This window comes from Paenibacillus sp. NN59 (assembly GCF_057597225.1).
Genome location: NZ_CP199678.1, coordinates 2096228 through 2112370, shown reverse-complemented (window position 1 = coordinate 2112370; position 16143 = coordinate 2096228). Strand labels below are relative to the sequence as shown.

The window sequence follows — 16143 nt, the reverse complement described above, 5'->3', positions numbered from 1 at the left end:
GCTGTAAATCGTTGATAAGGCTGTTGCTCATGTGCTGTTTATTGATAACCAGACATACCCTACGGAGGCCAGGTAGCTTTGAGTTTGTCAGGGGGTGTTGTCATGATCATGCAGTGTTAAAACACTTATTCTGCTTCTTCATATAGACGGAGCAAATCAGTGAAATCCGAGATCAGTGCATCGGAACCGGCAAGTTCTTCATCCCTCCCGAATCCGGCATAAGCACAGCCGATAACGGTCTGGTTATTCATTTTGCCCGCTTCGACGTCCGAAGAACGATCACCTACCATCCAGGCATCCTGAATCCGGTGTTTCTGCAGCAAAATCTGTACCAAGTTAATTTTGGAAGGTGTCTTGTACTGACCTGCACTATATACCCCTTCAAATAGCGGCATGATTTCGTGTGCGAACGCAACCCCCTTGACATAATCCTCAAGCCCATTGCTGGCAACAAACAGACGAATACCTTGGGCTTTCAGTGCTGTCAATGTTTCTTTGACACCGGGATACAGTTTGGAGTCGCCTCCATCGAGTCCTTCGATCTCAAGTTGCAGCAATAATTCATCGGCACGACGATGAGCTGCTTCGGATGCTTCAGGCATAACGACTTTCCAGATATCTTCAAGCAACATGCCCAGACTTCCGAGCATCCGCTCTTCCGGCGGGGTTTCTCCTTCATAATGCCCCTCTGCACGCAACGTATCAAATAACTGATGATACGCAGGCAAAAGCAAGGTCTCTGTCTGAAACAACGTGCCATCCATATCAAAAATCATCGCTTCCGGTTTACGTAAACCCGATATATTGGTCATATGCAAAATTCCTTTCGGAGTGAAATTGGTTAATTTGTAGATGAATTACTGTTCCGAAGCGCTTCAAGCACCTGTTGCGCCTCGTACCCATCGTGGAACGTATAAATCCTGCCCGGTTTTTCCTGAATACGGGCAATGACATGTTTCAACACAGGCAGTTCGCTGGAAGATTCCAGCACTTCCACGGGGGACAACGGCTGTCCGATCTTGCCACTCATCAATTCCTCCCAATTTTCCAGCGCAATGGTGCCCTCGGTGCCATATACAACCATGGACACACGCTCCTCGCCAGCAAAATGAGAAATCCCCTGCAGATGAACCCGAGTTCCGTCCTGTACTTCAAGTACAGCCTGCACTTCCTGTTCACAAGCATCAGGTTGATCGGCAGGATAAGTTACTTGAGCATTCAGTACACGTAGACGCCCGAATACATTTTGGATCATATGAATCCAGTGAATGCCAACTTCGAGGATAAAACCTCCCTGATCCCGGCTTGTGATCCATTCATTCTGCTGCCATGAGCGCGGCCACTGCGGGAACTGCAGAATCAGGTCAATTTTGCGAATGTCACCCACTGCCTGTTGTTTAACCATCTCTTGCAACTTCAACACAGCTGACTCATGCGGCATCGAAAAATGAACGGCGTGAACCACACCAGCTTGCTCAGCAGCTTCGACCATTTTGCGCGCTTCTTCTAAACTGTTAGCGAGCGGCTTTTCACAGAACACATGAATTCGACGGTCCAGAGCGTCCATAACCACCGGATAATGATATTTCGGCGGTACAGCAATGTAGACGAGGTCAATCTGCTGTTCATCCAGTAGCTGTTTATAATCACGATATGTTTTCACCGATGGACGGGTTGCTGCAAATTCCTGTAAGCTTTGCTCATTCGCATCACAGACCGCAGTAATCTCAACGGAGATATCCATTTGAGTATTTTCCGCTTGATGAATCATATGTAAACCCATCTTACCCAGGCCGATTACAGCCATTTTCAATGATGTCATTGCATTCCCTCCAATTCAATTTCAGTATAGCAGAAATCGTGGATTAGAACCGTTGATCATGCATTGCGTTATCCCGATATCGCTTCATCGCGTCAATATGTATAGGTAAATAGCCTCGGGTCATTGGAATCAGGAAAAGGATTGACAAAAAACCACAAAAAAAGATACCATTTCTAGTACCAAGTAATTCTTCTTCTTACAACCTTAGACAAATACCAACATGCACAATTGGATAAGCCGCCTGGTTCTTAAAACCTACTACTTTGAAACGAGGTGTCCACGCGTGAGAACTGTTGCGGACTACTTAGCAGAAACGCTACGCAATCTGGGTGTCACTCATGTATTTGGTATTATCGGAAAATCCATCTGTCCCGCTCTTCTGAAAATGGTAGATTACGGTTTGGAATTTATCCCAGGTCGTCACGAAGCCAGTTCAGGCTTTGCCGCGTCGGGTTATGCATTGCAGACAGGCCGTTTGGGCGTAGCCTTCGCCACCTCTGGCCCTGGAGGAACTAATCTGCTCACCGCAGCGGCCCATGCCAAAGCGAATAATCTTCCCGTTTTATTTCTTACCGGCCATCAATCTATTCAGGAACTGGGCATACCCCAGTGTCAGGATTCCTCTTCGTATTTGGCTGATCTGGCCGAAATGTTCAAACCTGCCACACTATTCAGCAAACTGGTCGAACGTGGAGATCACTTCGGAACCATCTTGAATCATGCCCTTTCTATTGCACTTGGCCCAAACAAAGGTCCTGTCCATCTCTGCCTGCCTTTTGACGTGCAAACGGAGCAACTTCCAATATGTCGTATTGTTATTCCAGAACCTGAGCCATTGCTGAGCCTCTCTAGTTTGAATCGAATCCTGCCTTTACTGCATCAAGCCGAGCGTCCATTAATCATTGCAGGCAAAGGTGTAACTCGTGCCGGGGCGCATGAGGAACTAAGGCAATTAGCCGAAACATTTAATATTCCAGTCGTGACAACTCCCGGCGGTAAAGGAGCCATAACATGGGATCACCCCTTATATCATGGTCCCTGTGGTGTTGGCGGATTCCCACACGGCGACGAAATGTTGAATCAAAGTGATCTGTATATTGTCCTCGGCTCCAGACTGAGTGATATGACGCTCTGTAATCTCAAGCCGCATAATCATCCGGCACAGCTGATTCAAATCGATACCGATCCAACTTTCGTAGGCAAAATCCTTCAATCTCAGACCTTACATATCACAGGGGATATCAAAGACAATCTGCAATATCTGCTCAGCATCTTGCCATCTTCTCTTACATCTGCTTCTACAGGTGCCTTCGAGTCCTTTGAATATCAAACTCCATTACCAGATCTGCCGCATCTGTCACTTGCTGCCGTACTCGATCAGATGAGCGAACTGCTTCCCTATGACCACAAACTGTTTGTTGATGATGGAAGCCACGGCTTTCATGCCGTCCAGCGTTACAAAGTGAAGAAACCCGGCAGTTTCATATTTGATGCCTACTTTGCCTGCATGGGGAATGCCATCGGCATGGCTATTGGTGCCAAAGCGGCTTCACCTGAAGAAACGGTTTTATGTATCACCGGAGACGGATGTTTTATGATGCTGGGCACAGAAATCAATACAGCCGTATGCAAGGATCTTCCTGTCATTTTTATCGTTGTCAACAACAAACAGCTGGATATGGCCTTGAAAGGCATGGAAAAAACGACGGGACGCATCGATGGCACACTTTTCGAGGTTCCCATGGATGCAGTCAAGTTTGCCGAGTCTCTTGGAGCTAAGGCTTTCCGTGCAGAAACGTTACCGCAGTTCTCAACCGCACTGGAAGCCGCTTTGGAATTAAATCAAGTTGCTGTCATCGAGCTGTTGACCGACCGGGACGAGATCCCACCAACGGCTCATCGGGTTGTCAATCTAGATTAGGAGGTACGAGTCATGAGTGACCAAGTGACCCAAGGGTTAGATCGTTTTGCCAAGCTTTCCGGGGAATATGGTGCGAAGGCACTTGCTCCGATTAAGGAGCATTTTCCCGAACTGTCCGAATTTATAATGGGAACGGCATATGGTGATATCTTTCAGCGGACAACCATTACAGATCAGTGGAAAGAAATCGCCATTATTTCGTCATTAATTACACAGGGACAATTCGAACAGCTTGGTGTGCATTATGCCATGGCCTTAAGTGTGGGTATTACCGTTGATGAACTTAAGGGAGTATTGCTTCATCTGGCACCGTGTGTCGGTGCTCCACGTATTATCAGTGCATTTAATGTATTGCTTGCCACGCTTGAGGAAATCCAGTAATTCAACGTTCTACATTTTTATACATTATTCGACCTTTTTATTGATCTTTTTACATTATTACCTTTATAATATGGGTAAATTATCCTCCCAGCCTTACAACCTGGTACCGCTCACTTTAGGGGCTATTGGACTGCTCCATTCATTCCATAGAGGATAGTTTTCACTCATTTTTTACAAAGGAGAGAGAACGCGCAATGGGAAAGTTTAATCTACAAACGGATGCTTCAAACAAGGTGTTGCACATTGAATTGGAAGGTTCTTTTTCTCAAGAGGATGGTCTTCGTTCGATCTCGGCTTATCAGGATACGATATCTGCCATCAACACCAAGGAGTTTAACCTGGATATTGACTGCAAAAAGTTGAATGTTACTGCTCCCGAGATTGTACCTCTTCTGGAGGGATGCCTGGCCATGTTTAAAAAGGACGAATACAAAAAAGTGGTGTTAACCTTGGAGAACAATGCCATTCTGAAAATGCAGCTTGCCAGACTTGGTCGGACGGTAGGGCTGGACAATCTCGAAATTATTTCGGCGTAGCTCCCTGATTTGTATGATGCTTTAATGACAGCTCTGCCTTTCCACTTAAGAGGAGGATGACGATGGCTGGAATTCGTATTGTAGATATCGATATGTATCACCCTGAAACCAAGGTGCACAATGATTTTTATATTGAACATTTTGATGCCAGAGGGGTCGATATTCGTGGTTTGTTAAAAGCACTCGGGCGTGAGTCACGTTACAAAATTGATCAGGAGGACGAAAACTCACTGACCATGGCCTTCGAGGCCACCCGAAAGCTACTCGCTAAAACCGGTTTAACCGGACAAGATATCGACTTGATTGCGTATGCAAGCCAAACACCGGAATATATTTTTCCTACGAATTCCTTAATGATTCATCATCTGATTAGCGGAGCAGCCCACACCATCTGTATTGATAGCAATGCCAACTGTGCAGGCATGACCGCAGCTTTTGAACAGGTCAGTCGGCAGATGCTTGGTAATCCAAGAATCAAGCGTGCGCTGATCATCGGCTCAGACTATGTTGCTCCTCATGCCAGTCCGGATGATCCGGTTTATTTTGCGAATTTCGGAGATGCGGCCGCAGCTGTAATTGTAGAACGGGATGAACATGCCGTTGGGTTTATCGATTCAATCTACCAGACGGATACCTGCGTATATCAAAATTCACTCTTTCCAGCCGAAGGACTCGCGAAGCTCGGAAGCACGGGTGTTGATGCAGGAGCTTTTCATGTGAAATTCACACCGTTTGACGATTCAATCTGTGTCGATGCAGCTTCAGAGTCCATTCGTACGTTGCTGACACGGAATGAAATCAAGCCGGATGAGATTAAAGCCGCCTGTTTCTCTCAGCTGTCCATTGCTAACATTCGTGCAGTGTCCGAAAACATCGGCATTGCTGATGACATTGCTGTATATATTGGCGACGAATTTGGTTACACCTCGACAAGCAGCCCGTTTATAGCCATGCATCGAGCCATTAGCTCCGGAGAGCTGCAGCGCGGTGACAAAGTGTTGTTCTGGACCGTTGGAGCCGGGTGGCAAAATGTTGCCATGGTCGTGGAATACTAAGGGCAAAAGCACTTCTACAAACTTATATGTTCAATCTGCAGGACGACCTTGAGGAACAACTCTTCATTCATCGTCCTTTTTTTGATCTTATTTTTTCAATCTATATAAGTTCAACTAAAAATTTTACACAGTCCACTCCGATAACAGAAGAACCTTCCATTCGCTGTTATCCCCAGATTTTTTTGAATTCCCTTTTCCAAAGGGAAAAATCCGGTGATAAAGGCGACCGCTTCGCTTTTCCAGGTTTTTTCTGTCCTCTCCGTTAACGTGTAAAAGAACAGTTCAACTTATATTATTGTACCTGAATATAAAAAGCAGCCCACCTGGACTGCCCTTTATCCCTTACGCTACATCTGTTGCTGATTGGCTCATCGTCAAAATATTTTCTTCGTTTCCCGATCATCCTTCAGAATTTCAACGGCCTCCCGGAACCGCAGTGAGTGCACAATCTCGCGTTCCCGCAAAAATTTCAGACTGTCCTGCAAATCCACGTCATCCGTTAAATCAATTAACCATTGATATGTAGCCCGAGCTTTCTCTTCGGCTGCGATATCTTCGTACAAATCCGCGATCGGATCACCCTTCGCTTGAATATAGGTGGCGGTAAAGGGTACTCCAGCAGCGTTATTGTAAAAGAGTGCTCTGTCATGTGCCGCATAATGGGCATCCAACCCGGCCAGCTCCAATTGCTCAATCGTGGCATCCTTGGTGAGTTTGTAAATCATCGTTGCAATCATCTCCAAGTGAGAAAATTCCTCCGTTGCGATGTCATTCAATAGACCGATGATTTTGTCAGGAATCGTATAACGTTGATTCAGGTATCGCAAGGCTGCTGCCAGTTCTCCGTCTGCACCGCCATATTGTTCCATCAACAGCTTCGCCATATGCGGATCACATTTACTCACCCGAACTGGATATTGCAATTTTTTTTCATATACCCACATGCACAGGACGCCTCCTTCGATTTTATACTTGCCAAGGCCAAGGTGTCTGGGACCACTCCCACGGATATTTGGAAAAGGCATGACCAAAATTCGTCAGCGGACCGTATAACTGCTGAAATTCATGTGCAACGCGCATCCGTTCCTGGCTGAACTTGTTATACTGTTCGATGCTTTGAAAATCTCCCGGATGTGTATCCAAATACAAATTCAGCTCAACCAGAACAAAATCCAGCGCCTGTAGTTCCTCCAGCAGTTCGTAATATTTGGCGTCACAGGCTTTCGGCTGTTCCTTCTCCATCGTTCACCACCGCCCTTTCCTTCGTTTTCTTCGAGGTATACGGACTGTACAGCGCCGGCCACAATGTGCCGAGCCTTAAAGCTTCAGCCGGACTGTATTGCGGCCACCCCATCGGCTGAAAAGGAATAAATAATTGCGGTGGAACCAGATACGTACGAATACCTAGAGGTTTACACGGATCAAATGGACCCACAAAAGGAACATAAGCCCGAACCTGAGGATCTTTCAGAGGATCTTTAAGAGGATCTTTCAATCGAAACGCCTCCTTTATCATGCAATCACATGCATTCTGCATTCTGGGCATTACTTCACAAGGCATACAGTACATCCCCATCATTTCCTGTCCTTATAACCATATGTCGAGATGATCAAGATAATCCCTTTTTACAGAAACTATAAGAAGGATTTTGCCATTGCAGAGCAAGCTCACTTATTCCCGACATGCAAAAAAAGACCTTTGAAAGGTGTCATAACACCAGCTCAAAGGTCTTACTTAAAAATCTTGTTTATCCGCTATTGTTCACATCGATTATCATCCGGAGACAACAGAAGATCACTGATCCTCTTCGAGAGGTTCTTCTTGTTCTTTCAATTGCTTGTACACTTTGACCCGGTTAATTCGTAGACGTGTAGACTCTTCGACTTCAAAAACATAGCCGTTCCGTTCACGTGTTCTCCCCTTAGCCGGACTGCCTTCCAGTTCTTTGAAGAGCCAGCCGCCAATGGTATCTACCTCTTCATCCTCAATGATCGCTCCGGTCCATTCATGAACTTCCTCAATCAACGAACGTCCGTCAATCGAGAAAGCCTCACCGATTCGTTCCATATGTGGCCGCTCATCCTCGAATTCATCATACAGATCCCCAACGATCTCTTCCAAAATTTCTTCAGCCGTCAGCAAGCCTGCAGTCCCTCCATATTCATCGACAACGAGCGTCATCTGGGAGTGCTTTTTCTGCATTAAACGTAACACATGACTGATCTCCATCGACTCGGGAACGTTCAGAATCGGACGTACCATTGAAGCCAGATCCTGTTGTTGCTCCGGTTCTGCCAGAAGCAAGTCCGTAATATGAATAAATCCGATAATCTCGTCCTTATCTTCTACGGCAACCGGGTAACGGGAATGCTTCGTTGCGTTGATGATCTTTAGATTTTCCTCCAGGGACAGATGGGTATACAAACAGTCCATATCTGTACGAGGTAACATAACTTCGCGAGCCAGCATATCGGAGAAATCAAAGATATTATCCATCAGTTTGATCTCATCCTTGTCGATAACTCCGCTTTTGGCACTCTGTTTCATCAGGATGCGGAGCTCATCTTCGGAATGGGCCTCGCTTTCACTCGCGGGTTCAATACCAGCCAAACGTAATAAAGCATTCGCTGATGCGTTAAGAACCCAGATGAACGGAAAGAAAATTTTATAAAATAATAGTAACGGTGCCGATAAAAGCAACGCCACTCCATCTGTTTTTTGAATCGCCAGCGACTTTGGGGCCAGCTCGCCAAGTACAATGTGCAGAAACGTAATGATACAGAATCCGATAATAACGGATACCGTTGTAATCAGACCTGTATCGGAAACGCCAAGCTTAAACATCAGCGGTTCCACAAGCAGTTTGGAGATCGCAGGTTCCCCCAACCATCCCAGTCCGAGAGATGTCAGTGTAATCCCGAACTGCGTTGCCGACAGATAGGCATCCAGTTTACCGTTCACCTTCAGGGCGTAACCAGCCAGACGGTTTCCCTCACTCTGCAATTGTGTCAGGCGTGTCTGTCTTACTTTGACGAGAGAGAACTCTGCTGCGACAAATACACCATTCAAAAATACGAGCAAAAAGACACAGACCAGATTAAATACCAGCTGTCCAAGATGAAATTCGGTATGAATGCCCAAGATGTAACTCCCCTTCTCTGTCTATTTCAGGAATGCACCTGGAATATTAACGTAAAATAGCTTTTCTAGATTTGAAGTCCACGCCTTTATAATACATATCGGCCACAAGAAGATTTGGCCCGCAACACGATGCAGCATCACAATGGCAATTTACGGTCTGATTGAGCGGATGCTCCGCAGACCATTCATGGAATACATCATCCAGCTTCCGATCATGGATATTGCCGAATGCAGGGATATCGGCAAAATCAGTCACGTACACGTTGCCAGTAAACATGTTGACGTTAACACGGTTGCGTCCGTCCGGATCATTACGAACCGTTACATTCGGTTCGCTGTACAAGCGATTAATAAGCTCACGATCCTGCTCAGCTGCACTGCATGCAAAGAACGGTAGTGTTCCAAAAAGCATCCACATGTCTTTGTCACGAACATCAAGCAAGCGATGAATGGCATTCCTCATGTGATCCAGTGATAATACTGGAAGAGAGGATGCAAAGTTAGAGTTGTACATCGGATGTACTTCGTGCCGTACACAACCCATTTCCCGAATCAATTGGTGAATGCCGTCCAGTTTATCATGCGTCCGATAATTAATCATCGACTCAGCGGAAATAAACATTCCGGCCTCACTTAGCTTGCGGGAGTTTTCCATCATCTTTTCATACATTTTCACGGCGACTTCACGTTTTACCGGTCTACCGCTGTTGGCAAATCCCACCTGATGGAAATCATCTGCATTCAAATAATTAAAGGAGATGTGCATCACATCCAGATACGGGAGAAGTTTTTCATAACGGCTGATATCCAGTGTCAGATTAGAATTGATCTGGGAGCGAATTCCGCGTTCCTTCGCATATTTAAGCAGAGGAATGATCATCTCATCCACCGTCTTTTGGCTAAAGCTGGGTTCACCACCTGTCAAACTGATAGTCTGCAGATGCTCCACCTCATCAAGTCGTTTCAACATTAGTGAGAGTGGCAGTGCAGGTGCCTCTTGCATCGTAAGCATATCCCCCACGGCACAATGCTCACATCGCATATTGCACAGATGTGTCACTGTCATTTCTACACTGGTCAGCACATGCCGGCCATATGCACGCAGAGAGCCAATCGGATCCCACGGATCATTCGTTGGCGATAATGGCATCGGTTGTACCGATCCTGAGTTTAGCATGGTCATTGTTCTTCACCTTATTCCTTTTATTAACCTAAAAAGTTTTATTTACATCATATCCGAGATTACTTTTTTGGGAGTTATCTTTTATCATAGCACAATTATGAATCTTCCTGCACAGCCAAACCCTGACCATTACATGACAAAAAACGCTCATGAATCATCGGAAATTCAGCCTAGCTTCACGTTCCCGATATGACCACTGAGCGCCTGCTCTATACTTCGTTAGCTTAACTATTCAGCTGTTCATGCTTCGTAAGTGTAGCAGAATCTTCCGCACCCTCCACCCCTGTAATCATGACGGATAGCTTCGTAGCAAGATTTATTTCGTAGGGGGCTGCAAGAACCTGTCCTTCTGCATCCTTGATCACACGAATCAATGGCCGTTGTGGCACGCGGGGTTGAATGGCAGCGACAACGCCAACTTCTCCAGTGCTCAGTTTTACGGATATACCTACGGGATAGATCGCTACACAATCCCTAAACTTTTCAAGCATCCACTGTTCATAAAGCGTTCCAGAACCTGTATACAGTACCTCTACGGCTTGATGCGGCAATAAAGCTTGACGATAAACCCGATTGGTCGTCATGGCATCATACGAATCGGCAAGAGCAATCCACTTCGCATATTCATGGATTTCATTGCCTTTCAAACCAAAAGGGTAGCCACTGCCATCAATTCGCTCATGATGCTGCAGTGCACAGTGTGCTGCGAGCAGAGGGATGCCGGGTTCATCCTTGAGAATGCGGTGTCCATACGTGGTATGCTGTTGAATAACCTTGTATTCCTCATCACTCAGACGTGAAGGTTTATGTAAAATGTCGGAGGGAATCTGCGTTTTCCCAATATCATGGAGCAGAGCGCCTAGACCAATCTCCATAAGTTGCTGACGTGTATAACCTGATGCCACACCGAGAACAAGAGTATATACACAAACATTCAGTGAGTGAGTATACAGGTCAAAATCGCTGGAGTTCATGTCCATTAACATGATCATCGCTTCCTTTTGACCACCAATGTCCTCAAGAATGCTGTTCATTACACCACTAAGCGCTTTACCAAAATGTGTGATCTGGTTTTTACTTTTGAAGCCGGACATATGTTGAAATTGCTGTTTGATCTCCACAAGTGCTCTTCGCTTGGTCTCTTCCTGTAACATATCGGGCACGATAATGTCTTCTGTCGCAGCATCCTGAATATATACATATCCAATCCCAAGATCTTTCAACCGTCCGATTAAACGACTCGTCAGTTCTACATCCTCACTGAGTAAAACCAGACCTTCCTCACTAAAAATTCGTTTCCCCAGCTTCATGCCAGGCTGCAATAAGTTTATATGTACTAAACGCACAGCCTATCCTCTCCCGCTCCATAGATGTAATGAACACTAGCCGCCGCATCAGCAGAAGGCAGTCTCGTTCTAGCTTCTAGCTTCTGGCTTTTAGCTTGATAACCAGCGGTTACGCAGGCACTCCTCCAGCGCCCCTGGTCGTTTTAATTCTTCTTCCAGCAAATCCCGTATAAATTCCGGAAGGTGATATTGTATATTGATTCCTTGAGCCAAAGAAGGATATCCCACATTAAACGTAAACATATCAAGCGTTCCAATCACATATTCACGCTTCCCATCCATAGGTATACCGTTCACATAAATGGATTGGATCTTATCATACGCTGGCGCACTAGGGTCGTAAAGAACCTCTATTCCATCTACACATAACGTCCCGAGAATACGTCCCCGAAAGCCAAATCCCACGATGGGTTTAGAGAAGAATTCCTCCAACAGTGACTGTTCAAGCGCTTCACGAATCTGATCACCATTCAAACATATTGTACAAGCATTTATTGGAGATGGACATAGGGAATGTAACATTCCTTTCGTAATGTCGCCTTGTGGCAGGTTTCCGAGTAACTGACCCGCATTCACAAGCGATATTTCCGCTTTTGTAAAGTGGCGTACAGCTTGCGCAAGCAAGCTAGCAAAAGGAGATTCCCGCTCGTAATAAACGGGCAAGGTTCGATCCGTGATCACGGCCGTCTCATCCAGCAATCGTTCAGCTTCCTTACGGTTCGTAGCAATTGCCAGAGACACCTGCTCTTCCAGCATGTTACTGTGTACTGGCACACAACCGCTGCTCACCAGTTGAACAGGCTCTGCTTGGCCTGCTCTTTCCAGCACAACTCTACCGAGCCATTGTCCGAATTTACCTGCCGCTCCCAGCACGGTATTGCCAATCAGCAAGGGTTCCTCCAGCACATGATGGGTGTGTCCGCCCAGGACAACATCAATGCCCTCAACCTGTTCCGCCAGTCTTTTGTCCGTTGAAAGACCCAGATGAGATAAAACAACGATCACGTCCACTTGCTCACGCAGTACCTCAACCTGATCTCTTAAAGTTTCTACAGGGTCCGTCACTTGCCAGCCTAACAGTTCATAGAAGGTGTTAAACGGGGCTGTTGCTCCTAGCAGACCAATGCGAAATGGTCCTTTTTCGACAATAATCCAAGGTTTCATCCAGGCTGGAGGACGCCCTGTATCCTGTTCTACCACATTGCCGCACACAATCGGACATAGGAGTCCCGTATAGGACTGAGCGAGTTGGTCTGGCGTAAAGGTTAGTCCCTCATTATTTCCAATCGTAATGGCATCATAACCTGTCAGATTGAGCACATCTACGTTGGCCATTCCGAGTGTGCCTTCCGTTTCAACAGCCATTCGATCCATATGGTCTCCAATATCGAGGACAAGCAGATGTCCACCTTGGGCACGTTCTTCATTGATCATAGCAGCGATCGCACTCATAGAGCCGAAATGACTGTGTATATCATTGGTGTGCAGAATGGTTAATGTTTGCTTCTCGCTGCTGCGCATTACACTGCCTCCCCTGCCGTTCATTAAACGTACATTCTTCTAATGGATAAGCATAACATTTTCTACGTCGTTATGATATATTTATAGGGTTTAGAGATCAAAAAGGAGAGATTCATTCCATGAAATTGACAATTCAACTATTTGCAGGTATTGCAGAACGTTTAAATACATCCCAACTTGAATTTGAGTATGATGGTGATACGCTTACTGCTGCTATGCTTAAAGAACAATTGAGCCAGGCTTATCCTGAGGCTGCCACACAGATTCGTTCATCATTTTTAGCAGTTAACCAGAGATACGCTCCTGCCGATACATTACTTAAGACGGATGATGAATTGGCTTTGATCCCTCCTGTATCTGGAGGTGACGGTTCGACGAACCAAGACGAGGATCAACCTTATACACAAGAGCATCGCACTGAAGACGGCCTGTTTCTGATTACCAATGCGCCCTTGTCCGTGGAGGCAACGACCGACATGGTCATTACGGCTAATCATGGCGCTGCGTTAACTTTTGTAGGCACGACACGGGAAATGACTGGTGAACAGCGTACGGTTCATCTGGAATACGAGGCATACGTCCCCATGGCGCTGTCCCATATGGCTGCGATCGGCAAGGAGATAGCAGAACGCTGGCCAGGTGTACTTTGTGCGATAAGTCATCGAATCGGCAAAGTTGACGTTGCCGAAATCAGTGTCGTTATCGCGGTATCCTCGCCTCATCGCAGCGATTGTTATGATGCAAGCCGTTACGCTATTGAAAGACTGAAGCAAACCGTACCAATCTGGAAAAAAGAAATTTGGGAAGACGGATCAGAATGGAAAGGCCATCAACTAGGACCCTGGAACCCCATGGACGAGAAAAAATGAGTCTATTCGCTGTTTACAGAGGCGCATAAACAGTAAATAAGTCGTTGTCAACCCATTTTTTTCTTGTTATTATAATGATATGTGTCGATATTAGTCGAGGAAAAGGTGGTTTATACGTGAGAGTGCATGTTACAGATCTTAAACCCGGCGACCTGCTAAAAAATGATATCTACAATACTTCAGGTCTCCACATGCTGATGAAAGGTTCCGTTCTCAGCGAAGATGATATATCTAAGCTGCTGCAGCATGGAATTGATTTCGCAGATGTAGAACAATCATCCGACCTTCACTCTAATGAACAAAACTTGCCTTCCGATCAGACCCGTCTGTTAACCAATCTGTTTAACGACACGATCAAAGGCACAGAATCTCTGTTCGAACAAGCCATAGAAAAAGGCTTTATTGATGAATCACAGGTTGACGAAATATTAGGCACCTTAACGGGACAGCTTGAAAAACAAAAGGATGTTGTCTCCCTGTTACTTATGCTGGATGGAGACATTGACTACACCTACAATCATTCCTTACAGGTTGGCATGCTCGCTTTTTATATCGCTGGGTGGATGGGTTATAGCCCGGATGAATGTATTACGGTAGCCAAGGCAGGATATCTTCATGATATTGGCAAGTCCAAAATTCCTTCTGAAATTTTACATAAACCAGGCAAACTAACGACAGAAGAATTCGCAGAAATGAAAAAACATACCTTTTATGGTTACGATATTATCAAAGCTTCAACAGAGGACGAAATCATCGCCATGGTTGCTCTTCAACATCATGAGCGTGAGGATGGCAGTGGTTATCCGCATGGTTTGCGAGGAGATGAGATTCACCCCTATGCTCGTATAACTGCTGTAGCCGACGTTTACAGCGCTATGACAACAAATCGGGTGTATCAGACCAAACAGGAGCTAATTTCTGTTCTATGCGAGCTATACAGCCTCAGTTTTGGTCAGTTGAATGGCGAAGCAACTCAAGAGCTGATCAAACATATGCTTCCGAATTTTATTGGTAAAAAAGTACTTCTCACAACAGGACAAACTGGTGTCATTGTAATGAACAATCCAGCTGACTACTTCCGCCCACTCGTTCAGACCTCTACGGCCTTTATCGATTTAGCGAAAGAAAGAGATATTGCCATTGTTGAAATTTACGTCCAATAAATACGATTGAAGAGAAAAGAGGGATCAAAGGAAGCTCGATCGAGCTTCCTTTGATCCCTCTTGCTTATATTCGGTCGATGGAGTTACACACAGAATGCTTTTGTGATGATAACCAACAGGATGAACAGTACCAAGATCGCGCCAACCGAAGTACATGGATTGTATCCACCTACACCGCCTACACCACCAACGTTGCCTTTACAGCCGTAACCTACTTCGCTCATGTGATTGCCTCCTCTTTATCAGGTATACCCTAACATATGACGCTTCCCTGCCAGAGGAACTGGGCGAAACGGCATTCTTCGCAATTTGGTTCATAGCCCATAAGATATGAGTGGTATGCACTTATACTGGCCTTCGCTCCTATAATGGCCTTCGCTCTAATACCAACCTTGCTCTTCAAGTTTCAATCCTCTTTTGGCACCAGTATTCCCGTTTCCTTCCGATACATGATCACAAGTATTCTCCAAAAGTCATAACTTCCTGTGTCATCCTGAATATAGGGACGATAATAAGCCAGTGCCTCCTGCGCCCAGTCAGGGCAACTCATGTTGGATAATCGCTTTTGTTCTTGAATCCAGCTTCCTTGAAGCTCTAATTGCTTCTGCATAAGCGTGAACAACTGCTTTTCCTGACTTGTCATTGGCGGACCCTCCTCCTGAGAGATCGTTCCGTATTCGTTTAACAAATACGCCGTTGGTTCCACAACACCATCTTCACTTGCAGTATACCCGTACGAAGGCGAGCTTGTTTTTCGAATCTCATAATGCACATGGGGCCCCGTGCTCTGTCCTGTACTGCCTTGGTAACCGATTAGTTGTCCTTTCCTCACTCGCTGACCAACCTTAACGGCAATTCGAGAGAGATGGGCGTAACAATGCAAGTATCCACGATGATCCTCCAGCGCCACAGTAAGCCCGTAACCGCCAAAACCGGAGCCTGTGCGTCCTTCCGTTGCAAAACGTACCGTTCCTTCAAGAAAAGCAGATACAGGCCCATTCCAAGGCTCGGTGACCAGGTCTACCCCTCGATGAAACGTCTGGCCTCCATGTATAGGATGAATTCGATAGCCGAATGAACTAGTAATCCGATACCCTTCGAAAGGGTTTGCATTCATAGACTCACATCCTTTTTCTACCATTAAATGCTTAACTCTATGAATTGGCTTGTGCTATTAGTCTTATTTTTACATGTTCAATCAAAG

17 protein-coding genes are annotated in these 16143 nt (G+C 45.7%); 6 read left to right on the top strand and 11 right to left on the bottom strand.

The genetic code is table 11. The features are described 5' to 3' along the window. Positions 1-125 precede the first annotated feature (125 nt). Both ACT89M_RS09510 and ACT89M_RS09505 read right to left on the bottom strand, forming a co-directional pair. A complete protein-coding gene (locus tag ACT89M_RS09510; RefSeq protein WP_308722117.1) occupies positions 126-812 on the bottom strand; it encodes an HAD family hydrolase in 687 nt (228 codons plus the stop codon). Positions 813-841: 29 nt separating this feature from the next. Further along, positions 842-1822: a Gfo/Idh/MocA family protein gene (locus ACT89M_RS09505; protein ID WP_308722118.1), complete on the bottom strand. Its 981-nt coding sequence runs from the start codon at positions 1820-1822 to the stop codon at positions 842-844. A 283-nt stretch (positions 1823-2105) separates the two neighbouring features. Between ACT89M_RS09505 and ACT89M_RS09500 the strand changes: the two genes are divergently transcribed. The 4 genes from ACT89M_RS09500 to ACT89M_RS09485 all read left to right on the top strand — a co-directional run bounded on the left by ACT89M_RS09500 (position 2106) and on the right by ACT89M_RS09485 (position 5715). Continuing rightward, on the top strand, positions 2106-3743 hold the full coding sequence (locus ACT89M_RS09500) for a thiamine pyrophosphate-binding protein (protein WP_308722119.1): 1638 nt from the start codon (positions 2106-2108) through the stop codon (positions 3741-3743). 12 nt (positions 3744-3755) lie between these two features. Then, entirely contained in the window at positions 3756-4124 is a 369-nt protein-coding gene (locus tag ACT89M_RS09495) for a carboxymuconolactone decarboxylase family protein (protein WP_090920153.1), read from the top strand. 194 nt (positions 4125-4318) lie between these two features. Next, positions 4319-4660: a hypothetical protein gene (locus tag ACT89M_RS09490; protein WP_154886770.1), complete on the top strand. Its 342-nt coding sequence runs from the start codon at positions 4319-4321 to the stop codon at positions 4658-4660. A gap of 62 nt (positions 4661-4722) precedes the next feature. Continuing rightward, positions 4723-5715 (top strand): 3-oxoacyl-[acyl-carrier-protein] synthase III C-terminal domain-containing protein, encoded by a 993-nt coding sequence (locus ACT89M_RS09485; protein ID WP_308722120.1) that lies wholly within the window; start codon positions 4723-4725, stop codon positions 5713-5715. Between the two features lie 374 nt (positions 5716-6089). On the opposite strand, the gene ACT89M_RS09480 is transcribed toward ACT89M_RS09485, so the two are convergent. The 7 genes from ACT89M_RS09480 to ACT89M_RS09450 form a co-directional block, all read right to left on the bottom strand. Beyond that, positions 6090-6659, bottom strand: a complete 570-nt coding sequence (locus tag ACT89M_RS09480; protein ID WP_090920145.1) for a manganese catalase family protein — start codon at positions 6657-6659, stop codon at positions 6090-6092. A 22-nt stretch (positions 6660-6681) separates the two neighbouring features. Further along, positions 6682-6957 (bottom strand): spore coat protein CotJB, encoded by a 276-nt coding sequence (locus ACT89M_RS09475; RefSeq protein ID WP_090920142.1) that lies wholly within the window; start codon positions 6955-6957, stop codon positions 6682-6684. Next, positions 6929-7231 (bottom strand): spore coat associated protein CotJA, encoded by a 303-nt coding sequence (locus ACT89M_RS09470; RefSeq protein ID WP_308722121.1) that lies wholly within the window; start codon positions 7229-7231, stop codon positions 6929-6931. Before ACT89M_RS09470 ends, ACT89M_RS09475 begins: the two co-directional genes overlap by 29 nt. A 279-nt stretch (positions 7232-7510) precedes the next feature. Continuing rightward, positions 7511-8851 (bottom strand): hemolysin family protein, encoded by a 1341-nt coding sequence (locus tag ACT89M_RS09465; RefSeq protein WP_373323210.1) that lies wholly within the window; start codon positions 8849-8851, stop codon positions 7511-7513. A 52-nt stretch (positions 8852-8903) separates the two neighbouring features. Beyond that, positions 8904-10040 carry a radical SAM/CxCxxxxC motif protein YfkAB gene (yfkAB, locus tag ACT89M_RS09460; protein ID WP_145329119.1) on the bottom strand — a complete coding sequence of 379 codons (1137 nt, stop codon included), beginning with the start codon at positions 10038-10040 and terminating at the stop codon, positions 8904-8906. Between the two features lie 224 nt (positions 10041-10264). Further along, positions 10265-11350 carry an HD-GYP domain-containing protein gene (locus tag ACT89M_RS09455; protein WP_308722123.1) on the bottom strand — a complete coding sequence of 362 codons (1086 nt, stop codon included), beginning with the start codon at positions 11348-11350 and terminating at the stop codon, positions 10265-10267. A 126-nt stretch (positions 11351-11476) separates the two neighbouring features. Next, positions 11477-12907, bottom strand: coding sequence for a bifunctional metallophosphatase/5'-nucleotidase (locus ACT89M_RS09450; RefSeq protein ID WP_308722124.1), 1431 nt, complete (start codon positions 12905-12907; stop codon positions 11477-11479). A 119-nt stretch (positions 12908-13026) separates the two neighbouring features. Between ACT89M_RS09450 and ACT89M_RS09445 the strand changes: the two genes are divergently transcribed. Then, positions 13027-13776 (top strand): molybdenum cofactor biosynthesis protein, encoded by a 750-nt coding sequence (locus ACT89M_RS09445; protein ID WP_308722125.1) that lies wholly within the window; start codon positions 13027-13029, stop codon positions 13774-13776. A gap of 116 nt (positions 13777-13892) precedes the next feature. Next, the gene (locus ACT89M_RS09440; protein ID WP_090920120.1) at positions 13893-14939 is read left to right on the top strand and encodes an HD-GYP domain-containing protein; all 1047 of its coding nucleotides are present in this window, start codon (positions 13893-13895) and stop codon (positions 14937-14939) included. 83 nt (positions 14940-15022) lie between these two features. On the opposite strand, the gene ACT89M_RS09435 is transcribed toward ACT89M_RS09440, so the two are convergent. Further along, a complete protein-coding gene (locus ACT89M_RS09435) occupies positions 15023-15163 on the bottom strand; it encodes a hypothetical protein (RefSeq protein ID WP_167375722.1) in 141 nt (46 codons plus the stop codon). Between the two features lie 182 nt (positions 15164-15345). Continuing rightward, positions 15346-16056, bottom strand: coding sequence for a M23 family metallopeptidase (locus ACT89M_RS09430; RefSeq protein ID WP_186809564.1), 711 nt, complete (start codon positions 16054-16056; stop codon positions 15346-15348). Positions 16057-16143 lie beyond the last annotated feature (87 nt).

What these genes read in the sequence shown, in the direction of transcription:
- ACT89M_RS09435 (WP_167375722.1), bottom strand. Translation starts at nt 15,163, where the DNA reads ATGAGCGAAGTAGGTTACGGCTGTAAAGGCAACGTTGGTGGTGTAGGC.
- ACT89M_RS09450 (WP_308722124.1), bottom strand. Translation starts at nt 12,907, where the DNA reads ATGCGCAGCAGCGAGAAGCAAACATTAACCATTCTGCACACCAATGAT.
- ACT89M_RS09485 (WP_308722120.1), top strand. Translation starts at nt 4,723, where the DNA reads ATGGCTGGAATTCGTATTGTAGATATCGATATGTATCACCCTGAAACC.
- ACT89M_RS09475 (WP_090920142.1), bottom strand. Translation starts at nt 6,957, where the DNA reads ATGGAGAAGGAACAGCCGAAAGCCTGTGACGCCAAATATTACGAACTG.
- ACT89M_RS09495 (WP_090920153.1), top strand. Translation starts at nt 3,756, where the DNA reads ATGAGTGACCAAGTGACCCAAGGGTTAGATCGTTTTGCCAAGCTTTCC.
- ACT89M_RS09430 (WP_186809564.1), bottom strand. Translation starts at nt 16,056, where the DNA reads ATGAATGCAAACCCTTTCGAAGGGTATCGGATTACTAGTTCATTCGGC.
- ACT89M_RS09505 (WP_308722118.1), bottom strand. Translation starts at nt 1,822, where the DNA reads ATGACATCATTGAAAATGGCTGTAATCGGCCTGGGTAAGATGGGTTTA.
- ACT89M_RS09455 (WP_308722123.1), bottom strand. Translation starts at nt 11,350, where the DNA reads ATGAAGCTGGGGAAACGAATTTTTAGTGAGGAAGGTCTGGTTTTACTC.
- ACT89M_RS09480 (WP_090920145.1), bottom strand. Translation starts at nt 6,659, where the DNA reads ATGTGGGTATATGAAAAAAAATTGCAATATCCAGTTCGGGTGAGTAAA.
- ACT89M_RS09445 (WP_308722125.1), top strand. Translation starts at nt 13,027, where the DNA reads ATGAAATTGACAATTCAACTATTTGCAGGTATTGCAGAACGTTTAAAT.
- yfkAB (WP_145329119.1), bottom strand. Translation starts at nt 10,040, where the DNA reads ATGACCATGCTAAACTCAGGATCGGTACAACCGATGCCATTATCGCCA.
- ACT89M_RS09470 (WP_308722121.1), bottom strand. Translation starts at nt 7,231, where the DNA reads ATGATAAAGGAGGCGTTTCGATTGAAAGATCCTCTTAAAGATCCTCTG.
- ACT89M_RS09510 (WP_308722117.1), bottom strand. Translation starts at nt 812, where the DNA reads ATGACCAATATATCGGGTTTACGTAAACCGGAAGCGATGATTTTTGAT.
- ACT89M_RS09490 (WP_154886770.1), top strand. Translation starts at nt 4,319, where the DNA reads ATGGGAAAGTTTAATCTACAAACGGATGCTTCAAACAAGGTGTTGCAC.